Raw genomic sequence first — 22,688 nt, 5'->3', positions numbered from 1 at the left:
CGCACCGCCTCCCGGACATCGCGGGCCCGGCTTCCCCCGGCCGCACCCGTCCCCGTAGAACCCGGTTACCAGTCGGTAGACCACGGGGGTCCACACCATGCCTGTCCTGACAACCATGCCCGCGTCCGCGCCGGCGCCCTCCTCGGCGCGGCACGTCACCGCCCTGCCACCGCACGTCTGGTTCGCCGGACGGTTGCTGGAGGTCCTCACCGGACGACGGCCCATCACCAGCCTCGCCGGACGGATGCGGCCCGAAGCCTATGACCGGCTCTGGGACCTGGCGGGAGCCCGCGCCGACTGGCGCTACGTCTCCCGCGGCCACCTGCCGCGGCTGCTGGGGCCGCCGCGCGTCTCCCCCGTCCTCGACGGCACCGCCGTCGAGGTCAGCGCCGTCGTCCTGCTCACCCCGCACGTCGCACGGGCCCTCGCCTTCCGGCTGGAGCGCCCGGGCCGCGAGGCACCGGCACCGGGACGTGAGGGGCCGGCACGCGCCGGCGCCGGCACCGGCTGGCGCTGCGCCGCCGTCGAGGCGCACTGACCCCACCGGAACGCGAACCAGGAAGCGCGCCGGGACACGCGCCGGGGCCGGACCCCGTCAGGAATCCGGCCCCGGAACGCGTGAACGCTACTTCTTGCGGCGCCGGCCGCCCTTGGCCGCGCGGCGGCGCTCCGCCCGCGTCATACCGTCCGACTCCGCGCCCGCGTCGCTCTCGAAGTCGCCCTCGACGACACCGCCCTCGCCGTCCACCGTGGGAGCGGAGAAGTGCAGCCGGTCGGCCCGCTTCGGGGCCTCCAGGCCCTTGGCCCGGATCTCCGGACGGGCGTCCTGCTTGACCAGTGTCGGAGCCGCGTCCTGCGGGCCGCCGGCGTCCACCGGCACCTCCTCGACCTGCTGCTCGACCTGGACCTCCAGGTTGAACAGGTAGCCGACGGACTCCTCCTTGATGCCGTCCATCATGGCCTTGAACATGTCGTAGCCCTCGCGCTGGTACTCCACCAGCGGGTCGCGCTGCGCCATCGCCCGCAGGCCGATGCCCTCCTGCAGGTAGTCCATCTCGTACAGGTGCTCACGCCACTTGCGGTCCAGCACCGACAGCACCACGCGCCTCTCCAGCTCGCGCATGATCTCCGAGCCGAGCTGCTGCTCACGCCCGTCGTACTGCTCGTGGATGTCGTCCTTGGCCATCTCCGCGATGAAGTCCGCGGTGATGCCCGCCCGGTCGCCCGCGGCGTCCTCCAGGTCCTCAACGGTCACCGTGACCGGGTAGAGCTGCTTGAAGGCACCCCACAGCCGGTCCAGGTCCCAGTCCTCGGCGAAGCCCTCGGCCGTCTCGATCGCGATGTAGTCGTCGATCGTGTCGTCCATGAAGTGCTGCACCTGCTCGTGCAGGTCCTCGCCCTCCAGGACGCGGCGGCGCTCGCCGTAGATGACCTCGCGCTGCCGGTTGAGCACCTCGTCGTACTTCAGGACGTTCTTGCGGATCTCGAAGTTCTGCTGCTCGACCTGCGACTGGGCGGACGCGATGGCGCGGGTCACCATCTTGTTCTCGATCGGCACGTCGTCGGGCACATTGGCCATCGCCATCACGCGCTCCACCATCTGCGCCTTGAACAGGCGCATCAGGTCGTCACCGAGGGAGAGGTAGAAGCGGGACTCGCCCGGGTCGCCCTGACGGCCGGAGCGGCCGCGCAGCTGGTTGTCGATACGCCGCGACTCGTGGCGCTCGGTGCCCAGCACGTAGAGGCCGCCGAGCTCCTTGACCTCCTCGAACTCGGCCTTGACCGCCGCCTCGGCCCGCTCCAGCGCCGCCGGCAGGGCCGCCGCCCACTCCTCGACGTGCTCCACCGGGTCCAGGCCGCGCTGCCGCAGCTCCGCCTCGGCCAGGTCGTCCGGGTTGCCGCCCAGCTTGATGTCCGTACCGCGGCCGGCCATGTTGGTGGCCACCGTGACGGCGCCCTTGCGGCCGGCCTGCGCGACGATCGACGCCTCGCGCTCGTGCTGCTTGGCGTTCAGCACCTCGTGCGGCACGCCGCGCTTGTTCAGCTGCTGCGACAGGTACTCGGACTTCTCGACCGAGGTGGTGCCGACCAGGACCGGCTGGCCCTTCTCGTGCTTCTCGACGATGTCGTCGACGACCGCGGCGAACTTCGCCTCCTCGGTGCGGTAGATCAGGTCCGCCCGGTCCTTGCGCTGCACGGACCGGTTGGTCGGGATCGGGACCACGCCGAGCTTGTAGATCTGGTGGAACTCCGCGGCCTCGGTCATCGCCGTACCGGTCATGCCCGAGAGCTTGGAGTACAGGCGGAAGAAGTTCTGGAGGGTGATCGTGGCGAGCGTCTGGTTCTCGTCCTTGATGTCCACCCCCTCCTTCGCCTCGATCGCCTGGTGCATGCCCTCGTTGTAGCGGCGGCCGGCCAGGATACGGCCGGTGTGCTCGTCGACGATCATGACTTCGCCGTCCATGACGACGTAGTCCTTGTCCTTCTTGTAGAGCTCCTTGGCCTTGATGGCGTTGTTCAGGTAGCCCACCAGCGGGGTGTTCACCGACTCGTACAGGTTGTCGATGCCCAGCCAGTCCTCGACCTTGGACACGCCGGCCTCGTGGATGGCGACGGTGCGCTTCTTCTCGTCGAAGTCGTAGTCACCGGTCTCGGCCTTGCCCATGCTGCCGGCCTCGCCCGACTTCAGGCGGGTCACCAGGCGGGCGAAGTCCGAGTACCACTTCGTGGCCTGGTCCGCCGGGCCCGAGATGATCAGCGGGGTGCGGGCCTCGTCGATGAGGATCGAGTCCACCTCGTCCACGACGGCGAAGTTGTGACCGCGCTGCACCAGTTCTTCCTTCGACCACGCCATGTTGTCGCGCAGGTAGTCGAAGCCGAACTCGTTGTTGGTTCCGTAGGTGATGTCGCAGGCGTACTGCTCGCGGCGCTGCGCCGGGGTCATGTTCGCCAGGATGCAACCGACCTCCAGGCCCAGGAAGCGGTGCACCCGGCCCATCCACTCCGAGTCTCGCTCGGCGAGGTAGTCGTTGGTGGTGATCAGGTGCACGCCCTTGCCGGACAGCGCGTTCAGATACGTCGGCAGCGTACCGACCAGGGTCTTGCCCTCGCCGGTGCGCATCTCGGCGACATAACCGAGGTGCAGCGCCGCACCACCCATGATCTGGACGTCGTAGTGCCGCTGACCCAGGACGCGCTTGGCTGCCTCGCGGACCGTGGCGAACGCCTCGGGGAGCAGGTCGTCCAGGCTCTCGCCGTCGGCGTAGCGCTCCTTGTACTCGTCCGTGAGGGCCCTCAGCTCGGCATCCGTCAGATTGACGAAGTCCTCTTCAATGGAATTGACCTGGTCCGCGATGCGGTGCAGCTTGCGCAGGATCTTGCCTTCGCCTGCACGCAGGATCTTGTTGAGGACGGACACGTAGGCTGGCTCCTTGCCGGTCGGGCCTGGCACGGTTTCTCGCGCTGGCACAGCAGGTCACACCCCGCTGCAACGGCCATCGTAAGCGAGGACCCCAGCGGGCCGGGAGGTCCGTCGCCAAGCCGGGCGGTTCTCCCTGCCGAACGCGGCCCCGATCCGGTCTTTTCCGGTCGAGACCGCACCCCCCGCTCGGGGATACTCCGACCCATGGAGCCGATAACCCTCACCACCGGCCGTCTCGTCCTGCGCCCCTTCGGACCCGACGACGCCGAGGCCGTCCGCGTCGCCTGCCAGGACCCGGAGATCCCCCGCTGGACACCCGTGCCCTCCCCGTACACCCACGAACACGCGCAGGAGTTTGTCGCCCGGACCTGCCCCGACGGCTGGCGCGACGACACCGTCTACAACTTCGCCGTAACCACGCGCGACGAGGGACGCCTGGTGGGTGCCATGGGGCTGGTGCGGCTTGCCCAGCTGAACACCGCCGAACGGCAGGCCGAACTCGGCTACTGGACCGCCAAGGAACAGCGCGGCCGCGGCCTCACCGCCGAGGCCGCCCGCGCCGTCGCCCTCTGGGCCTTCGAGGAACTCGGCGTGGAGCGCCTGGAGTGGTACGCCGAGGCCGGCAACGCCGGCTCCCGCGCCGTCGCCCTCAAAACCGGCTTCCGGATGGAGGGCACCATGCGCGGCAAGATCGTCCACCAGGACACCCGCCGCGACGCGTGGATCGGCTCCCTGCTCCCCTCCGACCTCGGCCTGACCGGCGGAGCAGCCTACCTCCCGTACCAGGGCGGATGACCAGGGCGGATGACCGGGGCGGCCGACCGGGCCGCGGACCCCGCACGCCTGCCGGGCGGGGACCGCGGACCCGGCCCGGACCGGATTGTCGGTGGCGCCTTCTAGGGTGGGCCCATGACGACGCCCGTGGCCCTCTCCGCCGACGACGCCCGCCGGACCGCCCTGCGCGCCCAGGGCTTCCTCGGCGCCCCCGACCGCCGCGGCGGCGTCCGCGGCGTCCTGCGGCGGCTGGGCGCGGTGCAACTGGACACCATCTCCGTACTCGCCCGCTCCCACGAGCTCATCCCGTACGCCCGCCTCGGCGCCGTCGGCCGCGCCGCCGTCGAGGACGCGTACTGGACGGAGAACCACGCCTTCGAGTACTGGTCGCACGCCGCCTGCATCCTCCCCATCGAGGAATGGCCGCACTTCTCCTTCCGCCGCCGCGCCCGGCGGGCCCGCGGCCACCGCTGGCACGTACTGCAGGACGCCGACCGCTCCACCGCCGCCGTCCTGGACCGGCTCAAGACCGACGGCCCCCTGACCTCGACCGAACTCGGCGGCGCCAAGAACGGCGGCCCCTGGTGGGACTGGTCCGAGACGAAGATCGCGGTGGAGTGGCTGCTCGACACCGGCGAGGTCGTCTGCACCCGGCGGCGCGGCTGGAAGCGCGTCTACGACCTCGCCGAGCGGGCCGTACCCGACGCCCTCTTCCACGACGACATCGACGACACCGAATGCCTGCGCCGCCTGGTCGCCCAGGCCGGCGCCGCACTCGGCGTCGCCACCCGGGCCGACCTCGCGGACTACCACCGGCTCAAGGGCGAGCAGGTCGACTCGGTCGTCGCCGACACCGGCCTCGTCCCCGTCCAGGTCGAGGGCTGGGGCGGCAAGCCCGCCTGGGCCGACCCCACCGCCCTGGCCGACGCCTCCCGCGGCGGCCGGCACCGCACGACCCTGCTCTCCCCCTTCGACTCCCTGATCTGGGACCGGCCCCGCACCGAGCGCGTCTTCGGCTTCACCCACCGCCTGGAGGCGTACGTCCCCAAGCCCCAGCGCATACACGGCTACTTCGCGATGCCGCTGCTGGCCGGCGGCCGGCTGGTCGGCCGCGCCGACCCGGCCCGCGAGGGAACGACCCTGATCGCCCGTCAGGTCTCACTGGAATCCGCGCGCGCCGTCGAGCCCATGGCGCAGGCGCTGCGCGAGGCCGCCACATGGGTCGGCTGCGACGACATCCGCGTCGAACGCCTCGACGACCCCAAGCTCGCCGCGGCCCTCACCACAGCCGTCGCCGCCTCCTGACCGAAGGAACCCGGCTAGCGGATCTCGAGGATCTTCTCCCGCATCGCGTACACCACGGCTTCCATCCGCGAGTGCAGCTGCAGCTTCTCCAGGATGTTCCGCACGTGGTTCTTCACCGTGTTCTCACTGATGAAGAGCTCCTTGGCGATGTCCCGGTTGTTCATGCCGGTGGCGACCAGCTTCAGCACCTCCAGCTCACGGTCCGTCAGCCGGGGGGCGGGCACGAGCCGGCGCTCGTCCGTGCGCTGGATCATCGACTTGAACTCGGTGAGCAGCTTCGACGCCATCGACGGGCTGATCTGTGACTGGCCGTCCGCCACCGCACGGATCGCCGTGGCCACCTCGTCCGTGGAGATCTCCTTGAGGAGGTAGCCGGTCGCGCCGGCCTTGATGGCCTCGTAGAGGTCCGCCTCCTCGTCGCTCATCGTCAGCATGATGATCTTCGCGCTGGGAGCCACCTCCTTGATGGAGGTGCACGCCTCGATACCGCCCCGCCTCGGCATCCGCACGTCCATCAGCACGATGTCCGGCAGCAGATCCGCGGCCTTCTCCGTCGCCTCCGCGCCGTCCCCCGCCTCGCCGACGACCTGGATGTCCTCCTCCTGCGCGAGCACGATCTCCAGACCCCGGCGGAACAGGGCGTGATCGTCCACCACGAGCACCCTGATCGGCTCCTTGCGCGGCGCGCCGGCGACGCCCGTGTCCCCCGCGGCGCCCGTACCGGGCTCCGCGCCACCGGCCGGCGCGGGCTCGAAGCTGTCCGCCATCGGTTCCTCCCCCTCGGGCCGGCGCCCGTGGTAGTCACACTTTCCGTGCCAGTCCAACCGGGCGGTGCCGCCCGCACATTGGCTGCCCGGCCATGATTTCATGCCCGAGCACGGCAACGCTCCCAGGCGATGGTCGTTTCCCGCCCGGGAGCGCCGCCACTGGCCGCTAGTTCACCGGCGGAGCGCTCCGCCCGCGCCGGCCGGCGCATCCTCGACGGAGGGGTCCTCCTTGAGGTGGATGACGCCGTAGTCGTAGCCGTGCCGCCGGTAGACGACACTCGGTTGTTCCGTGTCGGAGTCGATGAACAGATAGAAGTCGTGCCCGATCAGTTCCATCTCGTAGAGGGCCTGGTCGAGCGTCATCGGTGCTGCCGCGTGCGTCTTCTCGCGAACCACCAGCGGTCCTTCACCCTGGACCTCGAGACAACCGCCGATCTTGGTGGTGGGCACGCCCGTGGAGGTCTCCCCGCCGGTCGGGGTGCCGTTGAACTCGGTCGTGGCCAGTCCGGCCGTCGCCTCCGCCACACTCATGGGTGTCCGGCTGCCGCCGCGATGCACCCGGCGCTTGTCGGCCGCCTTGCGCAGCCGCGCCTCGAGCTTGTTCGCCGCGACGTCGAGCGCCGCGTACGGGTCGGTCGCGGCGGCCTCGGCCCGGATCACCGGGCCACGGGTGCGCAGCGTGATCTCCACCCGGTCGGAACGGTCTGCCTGCCGGGGGTTCGGTTCCTTGGACACCTCGACCTCGAGGCTCATCACTTTGCCGTCGAGCTTCTGGATCTTCTCCAGCTTCTCGTTCGCGTGCTTCCGGAACCGCTCGGGCACCTCGGTCTTGCGGCCCTTGACGACGATGTCCACGCAGAACTCCGTTCCCGGATCGCCGCGGTCTCACGGGGCGATCCCTTGCGCTGAGGCCGGCGGGCACCAGGTCCCGCCCGGCGTCGACGTTCGTTGCCGCTCCGCACGCTCGGAGGCTCCCGGGCGGCGAAGCCGCGACTCTCACCTCCTCCTCCCCCGCAAGACAGAACTTCACCCACTGAACCCTGGGTGAACCACGTCTCGCGGTCCGTGAGACGGCGGCCCACTACGGGCACCGCCGCCCCTCACCACCGAACATAGACCCGCGGACCCGGGGTCGGCACCCCCAGAAGCGCTATACCTCCCTTCGGGTGAAATGCCCGTTGTGCCACCTGCGAGATCGCTCCTGACCTTCGGATTCCGCTCCCCGTTCGGGCGCCTGTTCGGGGCCGGGGTGCGGGCCTCCCCTTCCCCGGCTCACCGGGGCGGGGCCGGCGTCCCGGGTGCCCGGCCTCGTCGGCCGTCCGGCGTGTTCCGGCCACCGCCCGGGCCGCTCCGGCCCCCCGCGGGGTGGCGCAGCGGCGCAGGGCCGCCGATGACCGCCGCGGCCAGGACCCGGCCTCCGGCCTCCTCGACGGCGCGGGCCGCGGCGGCGAGCGAGGCGCCGGTGGTCATCAGGTCGTCCACCAGCACCACCGGGGCGGTCCTCAGGAGGCGATCGGCGCCGCGGACGGCGGTGAGGGCGCCGGAGAGGTTCGCGGGCCTGTCGCGGGCGCCGAGGCCCGACTGGTCGGCCACCGCTCGGCGCTGCCACAGCACCGCGGCGACCCGGACGGTCAGCCCGTCGCGTCGCAGGTCCGCGGCGGCGGCGAGGGCGAGGCGGCGGGTCGCGTCGTGGCCGCGGGCGGCGACCGCCCGCCGGGAGGAGGGGACGGGGACGAGGAGGAACGGGGGGAGGGTGGGCGGGGGGAGGGTAAGGCCGACTTCCCGGCGCCGCGTCTCGGGGGCCCCACCCCCTCCCCCTCCCCGCACCGCGGCGTAGACCGCGCCCGCCAGGGCCTCGCCCAGCGGCCGGGCCAGGCCCAGCGCGCCGCGCTCCTTGTGCGCCAAGAGCACCGCGCGCGGCTGGTCCGCATAGACGGTCGCCGCCCACACGGCGGGCAGCCCCTCGGGCGGCGCGTCCGGCCGGACCTCGCGCGCCCCCGGCTCGTGCAGCGCCGCGCCGCACTCCTCGCACAACACGGTCCGCGGCGCCCCGCACCCCGCGCACTCGGCTGGCAGCAGCAGCCCCGACATCTCCCGCCACCATGACCGCACGGCGCGGCCGCCCCGCAGGCCCCGCCGTCCCCGTGCTCCCCGCATGACTCAACGATGCCGGGAACGGGCAATCACCACCAGCCCCGTCCCCAGCCTGTGGATAACTTTCCCCGCCCCCGCCCCCGCCCCCGCGATCGCCCTCGCGATCGCCGCGCGCGGCGGGAAGCCCGGGACGAACCGAGGGGGCCGTCAGCCCGGGTAGACGGGCGAGCCGGCCTTGGGCGCGACTTCCTTCCAGTTGGAGTCGGGCGGCAGCCGGAAGACGCCGCCGTCGAGCTCCGCGAGCAGCGGTTTGTCCTGGCGCTCCGAGGCCGCCACCGACACCACGCCGCTGATACCCGGCAGGCTCGACGAGGACGTGCCGGAGCCGTCCGCGTCCACGTACTGGATCTGCGGCACTCCCCCGGCCTCGCGTCCCACCACGACCAGCCGGCTGAACCCGGCCCAGGACGCCGCTATGACGTCCTCGAGTTGCGGTGCGACGCTGCGCAGCTCCGCCACCGTGATCTTCTGGTCGGCGGCCGTCCCGGTGCGCTCGATCCGCCCGAGCCGCAGGGTGGTGTGGTCGCCGTCGCGGACCAGCAGGGCGATGCGCACGCCGTCGGCCGCGACCCGCAGCGCCTCGATGCGCCCGTCACCGAGATCCGGCACGTCGACGGACACCGGACTGCCGGCGCCGTCGGGCAACATCAGCAGCCGCGGCCGGTTGGGGTCGCGGTCGGCGATCCAGAGGTCTCCGTAGCCGTCCCAACTGGGGGTCGTGAGGCGGTTCTTCGGGTCGGCGGCCTGGCTGCGCAGGACGACCGGTCCGAGTTGGGCGTCGGCGCTCAGGCCGGTCACATAGAGGCTCGCGTCGTCCTCGGTGAGGGCGGCGGCGTACTGCTCGTCGCGCCGTACGGCGGCCGAGCCCACCTTGAACGTTCCCGCCCCGAAGGGGCCCGCGACCGCGGCGGGCTGGGCGGTGCCCGTACCGCTGAGGCTGACGAGGTGGTGCTCCGCGTCGATGAAGTACTGCTCGTTGCTCTCCCCGACGAGCTTGTCCGGCGCGTAGGCATTGGCGTCGCCGCGCTGCAGCGTGCACAGGGTGCGACCGGAGGGGCCCTGGAGTTCGACCGAGGGTACGGGCGTGGACGACATGCCCTGGACGGTCTGGATCAGCTGGGCGGCCATCCGTTCGCAGCGCGCGCCGTCGCCGCCGGGTGACCCCTTGAGCTTCACCGTGACGCGCTGGGAGTCGTCGAGCTCGACCTCCTCGGCCCGTATGCCCGTGGGGAAGGCCGAGGTGACGACGGGTTCCAGCCAGTCGGTGGGCCCGGCGAGGAGGGCGTTGACGGCGTTGCTGAGCGCGTTGATGCGCTTGCGCAGGTAGATCGGGTCGGCGACGAGGGCGTCCCGGCCGGCGGCCGCCTCCTTGGGGCCCGGCCCGGGGGAGGCGAAGTAGAACGTGTCGACGGATCGGTAGAAGCGCTGGAAGTCGGCCTCGCTCAGCACCAGGCCGTCGGCCACACCGGCGATGCGCCATTCGCCGTCTTCCTTGGTGAGGCGCAGGCCGCTGCTGAAGGTGCCGTCCTCGGCGCTGTAGGCGTGCCGCTCGTCGACGGTGGCGACCTTGGTGCCGGTGAGGGTGATCTGGGTGCTGTCGCCGTCCTTGCCGTCGGTCGTCGTGCCCGGTTCCTGCGCCTGGGCGATTCCTCCGGCGAGGACGGTTATCCCCGATTCGGGTTTCCAGCGCTTGCCCTGGTCCTTGGTCAGGTAGAGCTTGGCGGTGGCGTAGTCGGCCTCGTCGCTGGTGATGGCCTCGAGGAAGCCGCTGACGATGTCGCTGGGGGTCTCGCCGCCCTGCGGTTTGACGCCGAAGACCCGGACCTGGGGGTCGGTGTCGGCGTGCTTCTCACCGCCGACCTTGTGCACCTCGCCGCTGCTGGGCATGGACGCGCAGCCCGTGAGCAGCACGAGTCCGCTCAGGAGCACGCCCGCAACGGCCGGCCTCGGGAGGCCGCCCCCCTTCGCGCGCATCAGTCGTCGTCCTCCCGCGCTTCGTCCGCTGTCGTGGGGTGGGTGACCGTGCCGCCGCCCGCACGGTGTCCTACGACCCGTGCGCCGTTGCCGGGCAGGGCCGCGGGGTCGGCGGCGGGTGGCCGCGGCGGGGTGAACGGCATGGAGGGGATGGCGGGCGCGGCGAACCGCGGCGCCGGGAAGCTGTGCTGCGCGGGGGCCGGGGGCGTGGCGGCGTCGAGCGCGGTGGCGCCTGCGGGCATGCCCCGGTGGGAGAGCGCGGTGGCGAGGTCTCGGTTGCGCCGGGAGTCCTCGGGTTCGAGGGCGATCGGTGATCCGCGCAGGCCGTCGGCGCCGGTACGGGGCAGGGTCAGCCGGAACTGGGAGCCGCCGCCGGGCTCGCCCCATGCCTGGAGCCAGCCGCCGTGCAGGCGGGCGTCCTCGAGGGCGATGGACAGCCCGAGGCCGGTACCACCGGTGGTACGGGCGCGGGCGGGGTCGGCGCGCCAGAAGCGGTTGAAGACGCGGGTGGCCTCGCCGGGCTTGAGGCCGACGCCGTGGTCACGTACGGCGACCGCGACGGCGCCTCCCGCGGAGGCCATGCGGACGTGGACGTCGAGGCCCTCGCCGTGTTCGACGGCGTTGACGACGAGGTTGCGCAGGACGCGCTCGACGCGGCGGGCGTCGGCCTCGACGGTGACGGGCTGCTCGTCGCCGTGGACGACGATGCGGCTCCCCTTGCGTTCGGCGATGGGCTCGGCGCCGTCGACGACGCGCCGTACGACGTCGCGCAGGTCGATGGGCTCGGCCTCCAGGGCGGCGGCGCCCGCGTCGAAGCGGCTGATCTCCAGGAGGTCGGAGAGCATCGACTCGAAGCGGTCGAGCTGGTTCTGCAGCAGTTCGGCGGAGCGGGACGTGGCGGGGTCGAAGTCCTCGCGGGCCTCGTGGATGACGTCGGCGGCCATGCGGACGGTGGTCAGCGGGGTGCGCAGTTCGTGGGAGACGTCCGAGACGAAGCGGCGCTGCATCCGCGACAGGTCTTCCAACTGCTGGATCTTGACCTGGAGGGTGTGGGCCATCTTGTTGAAGGACTCGCCGAGGCGGGCGATGTCGTCCTCACCGGTGACCTTCATGCGCTCCTGGAGGTGTCCGGCGGCGAGCCGCTCGGAGATCCGGGCGGCCATGCGGACGGGTGTGACGACCTGTCGCACGACGAGCCAGGCGATGGCGCCGAGCAGGACGACGACGAAGATGCCGGCAGTGGCCAGGGTGCCCTTGACCAGGCCGAGGGTCTTCTCCTCCTGGTCGAAGGGGAAGAGGTAGTACAGCTGGAAGGGCTTGCCGTTGGGGTCGCTGAGGCGCTGGCCGACGATGAGGGCGGGCTCGCCGTCGGGGAGGCTGTCGCTCTTCATCGAGGTGTAGCGCTCGAAGACGCCGGATTCCTCGTCGAGTGCCTTGCGCAGGTCCGCGGGCACGCTCTCCTCGGGCCGGACGCCGCCGGAGCCGCGGGGTGCGTGTGTGCCGGGGCTGTCGGACCCGAGGCTGACGGGCTGCTCCTGCGCGTCGGAGCTGAGGGCGACGACGGAGTAGACGCCCTGGCCGCTGCTGGCGAGCCCTTCGACGAGGTTGTTGAGCCAGGTGGCGGTGTCGTTCCGGCTGTGCCCGTCGGAACCGGCGTCGGTGTCGCTGTTGCCGGTGACGTCGCGGGCGGTCTCCTTGGCGACGGCGAAGCCACCGACGGCCTGGCTCTGGGCGGTCTGCCGCTTGGCGTCGAGCAGTCCGTTCTTGACCTGCCCGATGACGACGACGCCGAGGAGCAGGACGACACCGAGGGACATCAGCAGGGTGGTGGCGACCACGCGCAGCTGGATGTTGCGGCGCCAGAGCCGTACGGCGGGCTGCAGGGGCCGCCGGGCCCAGCGCACGAACGAGCGGAGCACCGGCAGCAGACCCGTCAGGGGGTCCGCGTGCCGGCTCTCCATCCGCTCACGCTCGTACGCGGTGGCCATGTCAGCCCGGCCCGGCCTTGTAGCCAACGCCGCGGACGGTCACCACGATCTCGGGGCGCTCGGGGTCCCGCTCGACCTTGGAGCGCAGGCGCTGGACGTGCACGTTGACCAGGCGGGTGTCGGCCGCGTGCCGGTAGCCCCAGACCTGCTCGAGCAGCACCTCGCGGGTGAAGACCTGCCAGGGCTTGCGGGCGAGGGCGACCAGCAGGTCGAACTCGAGGGGGGTCAGCGCGATGGGCTGACCGTCCCGTTTGACGGAGTGGCCGGCCACGTCGATGACCAGGTCACCGATGGTGAGCTGCTCGGGGGTGGGCTCTTCGGCCCGGCGCAGCCGGGCCCGCACGCGGGCGACGAGCTCCTTGGGCTTGAACGGCTTGATGACGTAGTCGTCGGCGCCGGATTCCAGGCCCACGACGACGTCGACCGTGTCGCTCTTCGCCGTGAGCATGACGATAGGGACCCCGGACTCGGCCCGGATCTGGCGGCATACGTCGATGCCGTCCCGTCCGGGGAGCATGAGGTCGAGGAGAACCAGATCAGGCTTGGTCTCTCGGAAGGCGGCGAGGGCCTTGTCACCGTCGGCCACGAACGACGGCTCAAAACCTTCTCCGCGCAGCACGATGCCGAGCATCTCTGCCAGTGCGGTGTCGTCGTCGACGACCAGGACGCGTCCCTTCATAGCGACCATCATCCCATTACCTGATCGTGACCTGGAGCACGAGACGGGCACAAAGCTGCCAGGGCATCGGGGGTGACCGGCGAAACCACGCCGTTTTCGGTGACTATTGCCGTTATCAGACCCGCGGGTGTGATGTCGAACGCAGGGTTGTACGCCTGGGTACCGAGCGGCGCCACAGGGTTTCCGGCCGATTCGGTCACTTCGTGCCCGGGACGCTGCTCGATCTCGATGGACGAGCCGTCGGCGGTGCCCTGGTCGACGGTGGTGCTGGGGGCGACGACGATGAAGGGCACGTTGTGGTACCGGGCGAGCACGGCGAGTGGATAGCTGCCGACCTTGTTGGCGACGGAGCCGTCCGCGGCGATGCGGTCGGCGCCGATGAGGACGGCGTGGACGTTGCCGGCGGCGAAGAGTGACCCGGCGGCGTTGTCGGTGAGCAGGGTGTACGCCATGCCGGATCGGGCGGCCTCGTAGGCGGTGAGGCGGGCGCCCTGGAGCAGGGGGCGCGTCTCGTCGACCCACAGGCGGCGCAGCTGGCCCTGGCGGTGGGCGGCGAGGGTGACGGCGAACGCGGTGCCTTCGCCGCCGGACACGAGCGCACCGGTGTTGCAGTGGGTGAGGATCTGGTAGCCGCCGCCGGGGAGGAGCTCGGCGAGCAGCTGGAGGCCGTGCCGGGCCATGGCGGCACTGGCCTCCTTGTCCTCGGCGTGGAGGTTGCGGGCCTCGGCCAGTGCCGCCGACGCGGCGCCTTCGGGGTCGCCGCCGGCGCTGCCGGTGAGGGCGGCCCGGTAGGCGGCGAGGGCCCTCCGGACGCCGTAGGCGAGGTTGACGGCGGTGGGCCGTGCGTGGGCGAGGGATTCGGCGGCCTCGTCCACGTCGTAGCCGCGGACGGCGGCTAGCGCGACGCCGTAGGCGCCCGCTATGCCGAGCAGCGGGGCGCCGCGCACGGCGAGGCCTCGGATGGCCTCGACGAGGGCGGGGACGTCGGTGCAGACCAGCTCCACTTCCTCGCCGGGCAGCCTGGTCTGGTCGAGGAGGACGAGGACGGGGCCCTCCGGCGGCTCCTCCCAGCGCAGCGCCGGCAGGGGCTCGTCGGGATTGCCCTTGGAATCGTTGGCCAGAAATACCACGTGCTGATCACCCATCTGCTCAGTCTGCCGTGAACGGCAGCACGTTTTGAACGGTTGCGGTACTCCGCATCCGCAGGTACAAGCCCACTGCGCCCATGGCACGATGGCCACCGTCCCGCCGTTGGACGAGTAGGTAGCGCAGTAGCGAAGGAGCGACGATGAACGACTCTCCGGGCTGGGCCTCGCCCGGATCCTCACCCTCCGGCGAACCGGGCCGCAGCGACGGTCCCGGCGCGCCGCAGGATGCTGCGCCGCAGAACTGGTCCCAGCAGCAGCCGCCCGCCGGGCAGTGGCAGGCCACCGGCGGCCGGGGCGTCCCGCCTCCGCCCACCGGCCCGGTCTGGGGCGGCCCGGCGCCGTCCGGCTGGCAGCAGCCGCACTGGGGTGCCCCGCCGTCGCCCAAGCCCGGCGTCATCCCGCTGCGGCCGCTCGGCATGGGTGAGATCCTCGACGGCGCGGTCTCCACGATGCGCGCGTACTGGCGCACCGTACTCACCATCTCCTTCGCGGTCTCGCTGCTGACCCAGGGCGCCATGCTGCTGGTCCAGGGGTTCATGCTCGACGACAGCGCGACGATCAACTCCCTCGACGAAGGTGCCGACCCCTCGTTCGGCGACGTCATGAACGCCGTCGGCGGCACGCTGGCCGCCGGGGGGCTCGCCCTGGTCATCACTCTGCTCGGGTCGGTGATCGCCACGGCGATGCTCACCATGGTCATCAGCCGGGCCGTGCTCGGCCACCAGGTGACCCTGGGCGAGGCATGGTCCGACGCCCGCCACCAGCTGCCGCGCCTGTTCGGGCTGACGCTGCTGCTCAGCCTGATCGGCGGCGGGATCATCGCCATCGGCATCGTCCCCGGCGTCCTCGTCGCGGTCGGCGGCGCCACGGCCGCGGGTGTGGGCCTGGCGTTCCTCGGCGGCGTGGTCGCCCTCGGTGTGGTCGTCTGGCTGATGATCCGCTTCAGCCTCGCGTCACCCGCCCTCATGCTGGAGAAGCAGGGCGTCCTCAAGTCCATGGCCCGCTCGGTCAAGTTGGTCCGGGGCTCGTGGTGGCGCATTCTGGGCATCCAGTTGCTCACCATGATCCTTGTCTACATCGTCTCGTCGATCATCCAGATTCCCTTCGTGGTGGTGGGAATGGTCGCCGGGAGCGACGGCCTGTCGGCCTTCGCCTCGGGCAATCAGGCAGGTCTCGGCTGGACGTATCTGATCGTCATCGGGATCGGGGCCGTCATCGGATCCACCATCACCTTCCCCATCCAGGCCGGCGTTACCGCCCTGCTCTACATGGATCAGCGGATCCGCCGCGAGGCCCTGGACATCGAACTCGCCCGTGCCGCGGGCATCCCCGGCCATTCCGACGCCCTCGGCGGAGCGGGCGCACCAGGCAACAGCTCGGCCACCGGCAGCTGATGCCGGTGTCGGGGGACGACGTACCGGTCACCATTCCCCGCGGCCCCGCCCGCGAGGCCGCCGAGGACGAACTGTCCAAGGGGATCTACCACCGCGACGACCCGAGCCTGCTCGAACGCACCCTGAACTGGCTCTGGGAGAAGTTCGACCATCTGCTGGACACCGCCTCCGGGGCCACCCCCGGAGGCGCCGCCGGCCTGGTGACGATCGTCGTCGTGGTCGTGCTGCTGGTCATCGCCCTGCGACTGCGGCTCGGCAAGCTGCGCGCCCAGCCCACCACGGGCACAGGGCTGTTCACCGACGCCCCACGGTCCGCCGCCGAACACCGGGCCACCGCCGAGGAACACGCGCGCCACAACCGGTGGAGCGAGGCCGTCCGGGAACGGATGCGCGCGATCGTGCGCTCCCTGGAGGAGCGGACCCTGCTCGACCCGCGCCCCGGCCGGACCGCGGACGAGGCCGCCGCCGAAGCGGGCCGTACCCTCCCCGGCCTCGCCGCCCGCCTCGCGGACGCCGCCCGCACCTTCGACGACGTCACCTACGGGGACCGCCCGGGCACCCCGGACGCCTACGCTGCCCTGCGCGAACTCGACACCGAAGTGCAGCGCACCAAGCCCCGGTTGGCCGAGAGCGGTACGGCCGCCACCGGAGGTTCCCGCCCGTGAGCGACACCCCGTCCCCCGCGCAGGTGCCGGCCCCGGCCACGACCTCGGCCTCGCCGACCGCGGGCCAGCTGTGGACCCGCTCTCGCGCCCTGCTCGCGGCGCTCCTCACCCTGATCGTCTTCGGCGTCCTCTACGCCGCCGCGCGCACCGGTGAGAACCATGACGCACTCGACCCCCGTTCTCCCGACCCGTCCGGCAGCCGGGCCGTCGCTCAACTCCTCCACGACCAAGGTGTGACCACCACGGTCGTCACCACGACCGATGAGGCCGTGGCCGCCGCCGGTCCCGGCACCACCGTCCTCGTCACCGCGCCCGACCTGTTGACGAAGCGTCAGCAGGACGCGGTGCACGAGGCGATGGAGCGCTCGGGCGGCCGCTTCGTCCTCCTCGCCCCCGGCGAGCCCTCCATCGGACGACTCGCTCCGGGCGTCCACTACACGGGGCCCGTCCCCGTCCGCGTCCTCGAACCCGGGTGCGGCCTGACCGCCGCCCGCACCGCCGGCTCCGCCGAGACGGGCGGCGGCAGCTACGCGACGTCCTCAGGGGACGCCGACCGCTGCTACCCCGACGCCCCGGGCGACTTCACCCTGCTGCGCCTCCCCGCAGCCAACGGCGGCGATACCGTCGTCCTCGGCACCCACACGCTCCTGCAGAACGAGAACCTCGCCGAGCAGGGCAATGCCTCGCTCGCACTGCAGATCCTCGGCGCCCACCCGAAACTCGTCTGGTACCTCCCTTCACTCAGCGACGCCTCCGCCTTCGGCGGCGGCCAGGAAAGCTTCCTCGACCTCATCCCCGACGGCTGGAACTGGGCAGTGCTCCAGCTGTTCATCGCCGCTGCCCTCGCGGCTCTCTGGCGCGCCCGTCGCCTCGGCCCCGTCGTCGCGGAGCGGCTGCCCGCCACCGTCCGCGCCTCCGAGGCGACCGAGGGGCGTGCCCGCCTCTACCGCCACGGCCGGGCCCGAGGCCGCGCCGCAGAGGTGCTGCGCACCGCCGCACGCGACCGACTCGCCCCGCTGCTCGGCGTCCCCCCGTCCCAGGCCCACGATCCGGACGTCCTGCCCGCCGCGGTGGCCGCCCGGCTCGACGACCCCGCCGTCGACCCGCACAGCCTGCTCCACGGTCCCCCTCCCCCCGACGACGCGGCCCTGCTGCGTCTCGCCGACGACCTTGACGCGCTGGAACGCCGCGTCCTTCTCAACGAGAGGAAAGCCACCCCGTGAGCGCCGCCCCGACCGCCGACAGCGCCCGCGCCTCCTTGGAGGCCCTGCGCACCGAAATCGCCAAGGCCGTCGTCGGCCAGGACCCGGCCGTCACCGGCCTGGTCGTGGCCCTGCTCTGCCGGGGCCACGTCCTCCTCGAAGGCGTCCCCGGAGTCGCCAAAACCCTTCTCGTACGCGCCCTGGCCGCATCCCTCCAGCTCGAGACCAAGCGGGTCCAGTTCACCCCCGACCTGATGCCCGGCGACATCACCGGCTCCCTCGTCTACGACGCCCGCACCGCCGAGTTCTCCTTCCAGGCGGGACCCGTCTTCACCAATCTGCTGCTCGCTGACGAGATCAACCGCACCCCGCCCAAGACCCAGGCATCCCTCCTGGAGGCCATGGAGGAGCGCCAGGTGTCCGTCGACGGCATCCCACGGCTACTGCCCGAGCCGTTCCTCGTCGCGGCGACCCAGAACCCCGTCGAGTACGAGGGCACCTACCCGCTCCCCGAGGCACAGCTGGACCGCTTTCTCCTGAAGCTGATCCTGCCGCTCCCCTCCCGTGAGACCGAGATCGACGTCCTCACCCGCCATGCCGACGGCTTCAACCCCCGGGACCTGGACTCCGCCGGTCTGCGGCCGGTCGCCGGCCGCGCCGACCTCGACGCCGCCCGGGCCGCCGTCGCCAAGACGCAGGTCTCCGCCGACATCACGGCCTACATCGTCGATATCTGCCGAGCCACCCGTGAATCCCCCTCTCTCACCCTCGGTGTCTCCCCCCGGGGAGCCACCGCCCTGCTCGCCACCGCCCGTGCCTGGGCCTGGCTGACCGGCCGCGACTACGTCATCCCCGACGACGTCAAGGCCCTCGCCCTCCCCACGCTCCGGCACCGCATCCAACTGCGGCCCGAAGCCGAGATGGAAGGCACCACACCCGACTCGGTCATCACCTCGGTGCTCGCCCGCGTCCCCGTACCGCGCTGAGACGGGCGACGACCGACCATGGCACTCACCGGACGTACCGCCCTACTGGCCGCCCTCGGCGCCCTCGCCGTCGGTCTGCTGCTCCCCGGCCGGAACGGCATTCTGCTCGTCGAAGGCATCCTTCTGTTCGGAATTCTGTGCGACCTCGGACTCGCCGCGCCAGTACGAAAGCTCCATTTCACCCGATCCGGTGAGACATCAGTTCGACTCGGGGAGGCGGCGGAGGTCGTCCTCACCGTGACCAACCGCAGTCGGCGCCCGCTGCGTGCCCGCCTCCGCGACGCCTGGCCCCCCAGCAGCTGGTACCCGGGTACCGAGGTCGCCGCGTCGCGTCACCGACTGACCATCCCGCCCGCCGAGCGCCGCCGCGTCACCACCACACTCCATCCCACCCGCCGCGGCGACCGGCACGCCGAACGCGTCACCGTCCGCTCCTACGGCCCCCTCGGCCTGGCCGCCCGGCAGGGCTCCCACCGCGTCCCCTGGACGCTCCGGGTCCTCCCGCCCTTCCACAGCCGCAAGCACCTGCCGTCGCGCCTGGCCCGCCTCCGCGAGCTCGACGGACGGACGTCCGTGCTCATCCGGGGCCAGGGAACCGAATTCGACTCGCTCCGCGAGTACATCCCCGGAGACGACACCCGTTCCATCGACTGGCGGGCGACCGCACGCCGGGCCACCGTCGCCGTCCGCACCTGGCGCCCCGAACGCGACCGCCACATCCTCATCGTCCTCGACACCGGCCGCACCGCCGCCGGCCGCGTCGGCGACGCACCCCGCCTCGACGCCGCCATGGACGCAGCCCTGTTGCTGGCCGTCCTCGCAGGCCGTGCGGGCGACCGTGTCGACCTCCTGGCCCACGACCGCCGCGTGCGCGCCTCCGTCCAGGGCCGGGCAGCCCGCGACATGCTCCCCGCCCTGGTCAACGCCATGGCTCCACTCGAGGCCGAGCTCGTCGAGTCCGACGCCCGCGGTCTGGTCGCCACAGTCCTCCAACGGGCCACGCAGCGCTCCCTCGTCGTCTTCCTCACCGGGCTCGACGCAGCGCCGATGGAAGAGGGCCTGCTGCCTGTCCTCCCCCAGCTCACCCATCGCCACGAGGTCCTCATCGCCTCTGTGGCGGATCCCCGCATCGAAGAGATGGCCAAGGGCCGCAGCAGCGTGGACGCCGTGTACGCGGCCGCGGCCGCCGAACAGGCACGTGCTGAACGCCGCCGCGTCGCCCAGCGCCTCTCCCGGCACAACATCACCGTCGTCGATGCCCCGCCCGCCGACATCGCCCCCGCATTGGCGGATGCCTACCTCGCTCTCAAGGCCGCCGGCCGCCTGTAGAGAACGGGTGCAAGAGGATCTCGAAAGCAGGCTGGGCGGGCAGAGTGCCCTCTGCCCGCCCAGCCTGCCGTGGCGGTCAACGCATGGAGGCCAACGCAAAAAAGCCTCAGCCCCCGAGTCGAAACTCAGGGGCTGAGGCTAATAATTGTTCGGCGGCGTCCTACTCTCCCACAGGGTCCCCCCTGCAGTACCATCGGCGCTGAAAGGCTTAGCTTCCGGGTTCGAAATGTAACCGGGCGTTTCCCTAACGCTATGACCACCGAAACACTATGAAACTGTACGAACCGGCACCAGCCACCCCACAAAACAGCAGGGGGCCGGGGTTCGTTGTTTCAGAACTACACAGTGGACGCGAGCAACCTATGGACAAGCCCTCGGCTTATTAGTACCGGTCAGCTCCACCCATTACTGGGCTTCCACATCCGGCCTATCAACCCAGTCGTCTACTGGGAGCCTTAACCCCTCAAGGGGGTGGGAGTCCTCATCTCGAAGCAGGCTTCCCGCTTAGATGCTTTCAGCGGTTATCCCTCCCGAACGTAGCCAACCAGCCATGCCCTTGGCAGGACAACTGGCACACCAGAGGTTCGTCCGTCCCGGTCCTCTCGTACTAGGGACAGCCCTTCTCAAGACTCCTACGCGCACAGCGGATAGGGACCGAACTGTCTCACGACGTTCTAAACCCAGCTCGCGTACCGCTTTAATGGGCGAACAGCCCAACCCTTGGGACCGACTCCAGCCCCAGGATGCGACGAGCCGACATCGAGGTGCCAAACCATCCCGTCGATATGGACTCTTGGGGAAGATCAGCCTGTTATCCCCGGGGTACCTTTTATCCGTTGAGCGACGGCGCTTCCACAAGCCACCGCCGGATCACTAGTCCCTACTTTCGTACCTGCTCGACCCGTCAGTCTCACAGTCAAGCTCCCTTGTGCACTTACACTCAACACCTGATTGCCAACCAGGCTGAGGGAACCTTTGGGCGCCTCCGTTACTCTTTAGGAGGCAACCGCCCCAGTTAAACTACCCACCAGACACTGTCCCTGATCCGGATCACGGACCGAGGTTAGACATCCAGCACGACCAGAGTGGTATTTCAACGACGACTCCACAATGGCTGGCGCCACCGCTTCACAGTCTCCCACCTATCCTACACAAGCCGAACCGAACACCAATATCAAGCTATAGTAAAGGTCCCGGGGTCTTTCCGTCCTGCTGCGCGAAACGAGCATCTTTACTCGTAGTGCAATTTCACCGGGCCTATGGTTGAGACAGTCGAGAAGTCGTTACGCCATTCGTGCAGGTCGGAACTTACCCGACAAGGAATTTCGCTACCTTAGGATGGTTATAGTTACCACCGCCGTTTACTGGCGCTTAAGTTCTCAGCTTCGCCCCACCGAAATGGAGCTAACCGGTCCCCTTAACGTTCCAGCACCGGGCAGGCGTCAGTCCGTATACATCGCCTTACGGCTTCGCACGGACCTGTGTTTTTAGTAAACAGTCGCTTCTCGCTGGTCTCTGCGGCCACCACCAGCTCAGGAAGTAAATCCCCTCACCAGCAATGGCCCCCCTTCTCCCGAAGTTACGGGGGCATTTTGCCGAGTTCCTTAACCATAGTTCACCCGAACGCCTCGGTATTCTCTACCTGACCACCTGAGTCGGTTTAGGGTACGGGCCGCCATGAAACTCGCTAGAGGCTTTTCTCGACAGCATAGGATCATCCACTTCACCACAATCGGCTCGGCATCAGGTCTCAGCCTCAATGAGTGGCGGATTTGCCTACCACTCGGCCTACACCCTTACCCCGGGACAACCACCGCCCGGGCTGGACTACCTTCCTGCGTCACCCCATCGCTCACCTACTACCACCTCGGGTCACCGGCTCCACCACTCCCCATCACTCCGAAGAGATCAAGGGCGGCTTCACGGGCTTAGCATCAGAGGGTTCAGCGCTGGCGCTTCAAAGCGGGTACCGGAATATCAACCGGTTGTCCATCGACTACGCCTGTCGGCCTCGCCTTAGGTCCCGACTTACCCTGGGCAGATCAGCTTGACCCAGGAACCCTTAGTCAATCGGCGCAAGAGTTTCCCACTCTTGTATCGCTACTCATGCCTGCATTCTCACTCGTGAACCGTCCACGACTCCCTTACAGGGCCGCTTCACCCGGCACACGACGCTCCCCTACCCATCACAGCCTCCGTTGGGAGTAATGCTGCAATGACACGACTTCGGCGGTACGCTTGAGCCCCGCTACATTGTCGGCGCGGAATCACTTGACCAGTGAGCTATTACGCACTCTTTCAAGGGTGGCTGCTTCTAAGCCAACCTCCTGGTTGTCTGTGCGACTCCACATCCTTTCCCACTTAGCGTACGCTTAGGGGCCTTAGTCGATGCTCTGGGCTGTTTCCCTCTCGACCACGGAGCTTATCCCCCGCAGTCTCACTGCCGCGCTCTCACTTACCGGCATTCGGAGTTTGGCTAAGGTCAGTAACCCGGTAGGGCCCATCGCCTATCCAGTGCTCTACCTCCGGCAAGAAACACACGACGCTGCACCTAAATGCATTTCGGGGAGAACCAGCTATCACGGAGTTTGATTGGCCTTTCACCCCTAACCACAGGTCATCCCCCAGGTTTTCAACCCTGGTGGGTTCGGTCCTCCACGCGGTCTTACCCACGCTTCAACCTGCCCATGGCTAGATCACTCCGCTTCGGGTCTTGGGCATGCGACTCAAACGCCCTATTCGGACTCGCTTTCGCTACGGCTACCCCACACGGGTTAACCTCGCCACACACCGCAAACTCGCAGGCTCATTCTTCAAAAGGCACGCAGTCACGAGACACCAGCAAGCTGATGTCCGACGCTCCCACGGCTTGTAGGCACACGGTTTCAGGTACTATTTCACT

General features: G+C 70.1%; 16 protein-coding genes and 2 rRNA genes (1 of these 18 running past the window's edge). 8 read left to right on the top strand and 10 right to left on the bottom strand.

Going from position 1 to position 22,688, the window contains the following annotated elements; genetic code table 11:
* The first annotated feature begins 97 nt into the window (after positions 1–97).
* Positions 98–538 (top strand): Rv3235 family protein, encoded by a 441-nt coding sequence (locus OIE69_RS24545; RefSeq protein ID WP_326575647.1) that lies wholly within the window; start codon positions 98–100, stop codon positions 536–538.
* 87 nt (positions 539–625) lie between these two features.
* Here the strand turns inward: OIE69_RS24545 and secA are convergent, their stop codons facing one another.
* Positions 626–3,418, bottom strand: coding sequence for a preprotein translocase subunit SecA (gene secA, locus OIE69_RS24540; RefSeq protein WP_326575645.1), 2,793 nt, complete (start codon positions 3,416–3,418; stop codon positions 626–628).
* Between the two features lie 207 nt (positions 3,419–3,625).
* On the opposite strand from secA, the gene OIE69_RS24535 reads away from it, so the two are divergent.
* The gene (locus OIE69_RS24535) at positions 3,626–4,216 is read left to right on the top strand and encodes a GNAT family N-acetyltransferase (RefSeq protein WP_326575643.1); all 591 of its coding nucleotides are present in this window, start codon (positions 3,626–3,628) and stop codon (positions 4,214–4,216) included.
* A gap of 114 nt (positions 4,217–4,330) precedes the next feature.
* Positions 4,331–5,500, top strand: a complete 1,170-nt coding sequence (locus OIE69_RS24530) for a winged helix-turn-helix domain-containing protein (protein ID WP_326575641.1) — start codon at positions 4,331–4,333, stop codon at positions 5,498–5,500.
* Positions 5,501–5,514: 14 nt separating this feature from the next.
* On the opposite strand, the gene OIE69_RS24525 is transcribed toward OIE69_RS24530, so the two are convergent.
* From OIE69_RS24525 to mtnA, 7 genes are all read right to left on the bottom strand, one after another.
* Positions 5,515–6,267, bottom strand: coding sequence for a response regulator (locus OIE69_RS24525; RefSeq protein ID WP_018564114.1), 753 nt, complete (start codon positions 6,265–6,267; stop codon positions 5,515–5,517).
* A gap of 171 nt (positions 6,268–6,438) precedes the next feature.
* Positions 6,439–7,122, bottom strand: a complete 684-nt coding sequence (gene hpf / locus OIE69_RS24520; protein ID WP_326575638.1) for a ribosome hibernation-promoting factor, HPF/YfiA family — start codon at positions 7,120–7,122, stop codon at positions 6,439–6,441.
* Positions 7,123–7,539: 417 nt separating this feature from the next.
* Positions 7,540–8,358: a ComF family protein gene (locus OIE69_RS24515; RefSeq protein WP_392567676.1), complete on the bottom strand. Its 819-nt coding sequence runs from the start codon at positions 8,356–8,358 to the stop codon at positions 7,540–7,542.
* A gap of 210 nt (positions 8,359–8,568) precedes the next feature.
* Positions 8,569–10,395, bottom strand: a complete 1,827-nt coding sequence (locus OIE69_RS24510) for an LpqB family beta-propeller domain-containing protein (RefSeq protein WP_326575636.1) — start codon at positions 10,393–10,395, stop codon at positions 8,569–8,571.
* Complete coding sequence (gene mtrB, locus OIE69_RS24505) at positions 10,395–12,383, bottom strand: MtrAB system histidine kinase MtrB (protein WP_392567564.1); 1,989 nt, start codon at positions 12,381–12,383, stop codon at positions 10,395–10,397. The genes OIE69_RS24510 and mtrB overlap by 1 nt, the downstream gene beginning before the upstream one ends.
* Position 12,384: 1 nt before the next feature.
* A complete protein-coding gene (gene mtrA / locus OIE69_RS24500) occupies positions 12,385–13,074 on the bottom strand; it encodes a two-component system response regulator MtrA (RefSeq protein WP_078620260.1) in 690 nt (229 codons plus the stop codon).
* On the bottom strand, positions 13,071–14,207 hold the full coding sequence (mtnA, locus tag OIE69_RS24495) for an S-methyl-5-thioribose-1-phosphate isomerase (protein ID WP_326575632.1): 1,137 nt from the start codon (positions 14,205–14,207) through the stop codon (positions 13,071–13,073). Before mtnA ends, mtrA begins: the two co-directional genes overlap by 4 nt.
* Before the next feature lie 143 nt (positions 14,208–14,350).
* Between mtnA and OIE69_RS24490 the strand changes: the two genes are divergently transcribed.
* The 5 genes from OIE69_RS24490 to OIE69_RS24470 are packed head-to-tail and all read left to right on the top strand — an operon-like array spanning position 14,351 to position 19,786.
* Positions 14,351–15,604, top strand: a complete 1,254-nt coding sequence (locus OIE69_RS24490) for a DUF7544 domain-containing protein (protein ID WP_326575630.1) — start codon at positions 14,351–14,353, stop codon at positions 15,602–15,604.
* On the top strand, positions 15,604–16,269 hold the full coding sequence (locus tag OIE69_RS24485; protein WP_326575628.1) for a DUF4129 domain-containing protein: 666 nt from the start codon (positions 15,604–15,606) through the stop codon (positions 16,267–16,269). The genes OIE69_RS24490 and OIE69_RS24485 overlap by 1 nt, the downstream gene beginning before the upstream one ends.
* Positions 16,266–17,492 (top strand): DUF4350 domain-containing protein, encoded by a 1,227-nt coding sequence (locus tag OIE69_RS24480; RefSeq protein WP_326575626.1) that lies wholly within the window; start codon positions 16,266–16,268, stop codon positions 17,490–17,492. The genes OIE69_RS24485 and OIE69_RS24480 overlap by 4 nt, the downstream gene beginning before the upstream one ends.
* On the top strand, positions 17,489–18,457 hold the full coding sequence (locus tag OIE69_RS24475) for an AAA family ATPase (RefSeq protein WP_326575624.1): 969 nt from the start codon (positions 17,489–17,491) through the stop codon (positions 18,455–18,457). Before OIE69_RS24480 ends, OIE69_RS24475 begins: the two co-directional genes overlap by 4 nt.
* An 18-nt stretch (positions 18,458–18,475) precedes the next feature.
* Complete coding sequence (locus OIE69_RS24470) at positions 18,476–19,786, top strand: DUF58 domain-containing protein (RefSeq protein WP_326575622.1); 1,311 nt, start codon at positions 18,476–18,478, stop codon at positions 19,784–19,786.
* A 147-nt stretch (positions 19,787–19,933) separates the two neighbouring features.
* Here OIE69_RS24470 and rrf read toward each other — a convergent pair.
* Positions 19,934–20,050: ribosomal RNA gene (gene rrf / locus OIE69_RS24465) — 5S ribosomal RNA — on the bottom strand.
* Between the two features lie 98 nt (positions 20,051–20,148).
* Positions 20,149–22,688, bottom strand: a 23S ribosomal RNA gene (locus OIE69_RS24460); it runs 582 nt beyond the window's last position.

Origin of the sequence: Actinacidiphila glaucinigra (genome assembly GCF_035918135.1) — a bacterium.
GTDB lineage: Bacteria > Actinomycetota > Actinomycetes > Streptomycetales > Streptomycetaceae > Actinacidiphila > Actinacidiphila glaucinigra.
This window is presented reverse-complemented; position numbering and strand designations above follow the sequence as displayed.

Excerpts from the sequence above, each read along its gene's own strand:
- mtrB (WP_392567564.1), bottom strand. The coding sequence starts at position 12,383 with ATGGCCACCGCGTACGAGCGTGAGCGGATGGAGAGCCGGCACGCGGAC.
- OIE69_RS24470 (WP_326575622.1), top strand. The coding sequence starts at position 18,476 with ATGGCACTCACCGGACGTACCGCCCTACTGGCCGCCCTCGGCGCCCTC.
- OIE69_RS24515 (WP_392567676.1), bottom strand. The coding sequence starts at position 8,358 with ATGTCGGGGCTGCTGCTGCCAGCCGAGTGCGCGGGGTGCGGGGCGCCG.
- OIE69_RS24485 (WP_326575628.1), top strand. The coding sequence starts at position 15,604 with ATGCCGGTGTCGGGGGACGACGTACCGGTCACCATTCCCCGCGGCCCC.
- OIE69_RS24510 (WP_326575636.1), bottom strand. The coding sequence starts at position 10,395 with ATGCGCGCGAAGGGGGGCGGCCTCCCGAGGCCGGCCGTTGCGGGCGTG.
- mtnA (WP_326575632.1), bottom strand. The coding sequence starts at position 14,207 with ATGGGTGATCAGCACGTGGTATTTCTGGCCAACGATTCCAAGGGCAAT.
- OIE69_RS24545 (WP_326575647.1), top strand. The coding sequence starts at position 98 with ATGCCTGTCCTGACAACCATGCCCGCGTCCGCGCCGGCGCCCTCCTCG.
- OIE69_RS24530 (WP_326575641.1), top strand. The coding sequence starts at position 4,331 with ATGACGACGCCCGTGGCCCTCTCCGCCGACGACGCCCGCCGGACCGCC.
- OIE69_RS24525 (WP_018564114.1), bottom strand. The coding sequence starts at position 6,267 with ATGGCGGACAGCTTCGAGCCCGCGCCGGCCGGTGGCGCGGAGCCCGGT.
- OIE69_RS24490 (WP_326575630.1), top strand. The coding sequence starts at position 14,351 with ATGAACGACTCTCCGGGCTGGGCCTCGCCCGGATCCTCACCCTCCGGC.
- mtrA (WP_078620260.1), bottom strand. The coding sequence starts at position 13,074 with ATGATGGTCGCTATGAAGGGACGCGTCCTGGTCGTCGACGACGACACC.
- OIE69_RS24535 (WP_326575643.1), top strand. The coding sequence starts at position 3,626 with ATGGAGCCGATAACCCTCACCACCGGCCGTCTCGTCCTGCGCCCCTTC.